The sequence below is a fragment of the uncultured Porphyromonas sp. genome, assembly GCF_938039215.1.
Classification (GTDB): Bacteria; Bacteroidota; Bacteroidia; order Bacteroidales; family Porphyromonadaceae; genus Porphyromonas.
In genome coordinates this window covers 1-3508 of sequence record NZ_CALHVI010000001.1, presented here as the reverse complement: position 1 = coordinate 3508, position 3508 = coordinate 1, and the positions used below count along the sequence as shown (strand labels likewise).

At 54.3% G+C, this 3508-nt stretch carries 1 protein-coding gene; it reads right to left on the bottom strand.

Annotated features, from left to right (window positions below):
* Positions 1 to 181: 181 nt before the first annotated feature.
* Positions 182 to 3157 carry a putative LPS assembly protein LptD gene (locus Q0336_RS00005; protein WP_298523935.1) on the bottom strand — a complete coding sequence of 992 codons (2976 nt, stop codon included), beginning with the start codon at positions 3155 to 3157 and terminating at the stop codon, positions 182 to 184.
* Positions 3158 to 3508: the final 351 nt, after the last annotated feature.

Genomic DNA, 3508 nt, shown 5'->3' with positions numbered 1-3508 from the left:
ACCTTTAAAACCTACTGTGGGTCGGTCGACCGACCCACAGTAGGTTTTAAAGGTGATCCACAGTAGGTTTTGTTTGCACCCCTGCTAATAGTTCTCCGAGGCTCTTGGGCTAGGAACAAAAACATCAGGAGGCTGCACCCCGAGGGATGCGCCTCCTAACTATACTATATATAAGGGTGGACTACCAGTCAGAAGCCGAGGAGTAGCCGTGCTTATCCCACTTGACATCGTGCAGCATCGAGCTCTTCACTCCGATGGTGATGCTATAGCTTCGGTAGGGACCGAAGGGGATCGCATTGGCCGAAAGACTCCAGCAGTGCATATCACGACTAATCCCGATGGTCATGTTCGCCACTTTCTTGGCGATGAAGTCATAGCTGGCATTGAAGTTCAGCGACCAGTACTTGGTGGGCTGTATGCTTCCAGAGAACATCAAGCTATGCATGAGCCCGTAGTTGTACTCATCACGTCGAGGGTCGAAGGTCGTGCGCTGGAGGTTCACCCCATAGTTCAGAGAGATGCTCCAAGGGATGTTCACCTTGAGGTAGCCATCGGAATCGTACTCGGCATCATCCCCACCCGTATTGAAGAGGCTCTTCTTGGGGTCTTGGGTCTTGGCCGCCATATCTGCCAGAGAAGTATCCCGGCCATCGGTCGGAGCGGTCGGATCGTTGGGGTTGGGATTCTCGGGCTTATCGTCTGGATTCTTCTCCTTCTTCTTGCCGCCGAAGAACTCTCGGATCTTCTTGAAGGTCTCGTTGCTCAGCGTGTAGCTGAAGGAAGTCCCCGTCCCACGAAGGCTACCGAGCCCCTTGCCGTTGAAGATGCGGAGCTTATTCACTCGATGTTCCACAGCTCGGCCGTCAGCCGTCGTCGTATGCCCATACATATAGGGGTCGAAGGAACCGCTGAGCGAGAGCTGGAGCGACTGCGAGAGACGGAGCGTGATCCCAGCGTTGATATCAGCGAGCTGGAAGGAGTCCGCTGCCATATTGTAGCTGGAGCTGAGGGAGAAGTTGTCGATGAGGCTGATCTTCTTGTACGTATCCGTGCTATCGGTCTTCGTGCGCACCTTCATCTCGAGGTTGTTGTCGATACCGAAGTTGATCGAAGCCGACTTCCCACGACCAGGAGCCCCGAAGATGTGCCCGTCAGCATAGAGGGAATACTCTTCATTGCGGGGATTCCCATTCTTATCGACGTAGCTAAGGCGATCGTAATAGCCCCACATAGGAGCCCCGAAGTCTGGGGTGAAGCTCACCCCGACACGTGGGGTCATGCGGTGGCGGATCATCTGCACCTTGTCCCCGAAGATCTTCCAAGGCTTGAAGAAGCCGTAGAGCGTGGTATTGAGGTTGGCCGAGGTAGAGAAGTCGTAGACACGATTGAAGCCATAGACCCGCTTGGTCTCGGTGCGGTCGGTCGTAGCATCGTACTCCCGGCGGGTCTTGTAGCTGTACCAGCGCTCGTTGTAGTTGGCACTGAGCGTCAGGTCCACATAGCCGAAGAGCTTATATGAGGCCGAGATGGGGATGTTGTGCGAGAAGCCATTGCGCCAGTCACGAATTAGGTTGGACTGGAAGAGCAGATTCTCTTTCGTCGAGATGCTGTTGCGGAACTGCCCCGAGTAGCTGATGCTGATCTTCTCATACCAACGCTCTGCTCCGACACGCTTCTTGCGCTTGAAGGGGTAGAGACGATTCATGCTGATAGAGACATTCGGCAGGCTCATGGTGACCATCGAGTCCGCAGAGCTCTGAGTAGCATCAATCGACGCTGAGATACGGAAGGGTGTCCCAGGGAAGCTACGACTATAGTTAATGGAGGAGTTCTTCGTATTCTGCGCTGCTACACGAGGATTATAAAGTGTAGAGAGCGAATTGTGGTTGTAGGAGCTGGTCGAGAAATTGACGCTAGCGGAGAAGGTCTCATTAGGGTTGGCCTTACTATCCTGCGAGTGTGACCAGTTGATGCGGAAGTCTCGGCTCTCGGAGAAGTCGCCTATGATATCTCGCTCCCCCGTCTTAGTGGAGAGGTAGCTAAGGTTGATATTACCTGCATAGCGATAGCGCTTCTTGTAGTTGGAGCGAGCATTCACACCCCAAGAGCCTAGGCTATACCAGTCGCCCGTGACGGCTAGGTCTACATAGTCGCTGAAGGCAAAGTAATACCCCCCTTCACGCAGGTAGAAGCCTCGCTGCGTCTCTTCCCCATACTTAGGCATGATGATCCCCGAGGAATAGCTCTTGTTGAAGGGGAAGAAGCCGAAGGGCAAACCAATAGGCATCGGCACATCCGCTATGACTAGGTACGAAGGGCCTGCGACGACATTCTTCTGAGGTCGAGCCTTCCCCTTGGTGAGCATGAAGTAGAAGTGCGGATGATCATGATTGTCACAGGTGCTGTAGCGCCCATTCTCCATGTAGAGGCAATTGTTGCTCACCATCTTGGTACGCTCAGCGGTGATATAGCCTTCGCCCTGCTGGGTGACCGCTCCAGTGATGAAGCCCTTGCTCGTCTTGAAGTTATAGTTCAAGCTCTTCGACTCATAGCTCTCGCCTCCGTCTCTGAACTTCGGATAAGCCGTCCCCTTGCCCACGCTATCGAGGATGTAATGGGCATAGACCTGATTGCTGTCGAGGTTGAGGCGCATGAAGTTAGCATCCAGCCCCTTGTCCTTGTAGTCCACCTTGCTGGGACCAAAGAGATAGGCCATGCTCTGCCCGATGAGGACAAGGGAGTCCTGCGCTTGATAAGCGATGATATCATCGAAGCCCTCCGCTGCTCGGCGACGACGCTCCTGGCGTGCAAGCTCTTCGGCACTGAGGCTATCGGTGCGAAGGCTGTCGGGGAGCGTGTCCTGACGAAGGGAGAGGCTATCCTTCCCTCGCAAGCTATCGAGCAAGCGAAGCTCTCGCCGCTTCATCGAGTCACGGGCAGCTGAATCTAATGTAGAGGAATCAGGGAGGAAGGAGCTCAGCTGAGCTAGTGTGCTCATCGTATCACGAGGCAGGGACGAAGAGTCCTTCGCCAAGGCTCCCTGAGGAGCTTTGACTTGTCGCGAGGGAGTCTTATGCTTGGTGCCACAGGCAGCGAGGATCAAGAGTGTGATCACTACTAGGGCTGCTACTTGGCTATGCTTCGTCTGTCTACGCATCTATGAGATAACGCCTAAAAGGTCTCGTGCTGGTATCTTAGTACCCACGAGATCAGCCTCTAGGCGCTTGCAAAGATAGCTAAGAATTAGATAAGGGGATGCTAGGCTGATCTCCGCTGGAGGCTGATGATTAGTGGGGCTCTTTCGTCTCGGCTTCCCGACCCCAAGGAGCTCCTTAGAAATGGAGGTCGATCACGGGGGCTTATGCCTTCCACCCTCAGGCCTTCGATAGGAGGGAGTCTCTACCCTAAAAACGGGGAATACCCAGCCCTTCCGAGCAAGCTGTAGGAGGAGGTGAAAAAGGGACCTACGGTAGGTCGCCGAAAAAACCTACTGTGGGTCGGTCGACCG

What these genes read in the sequence shown, in the direction of transcription:
- Q0336_RS00005 (WP_298523935.1), bottom strand. Translation starts at nt 3,157, where the DNA reads ATGCGTAGACAGACGAAGCATAGCCAAGTAGCAGCCCTAGTAGTGATC.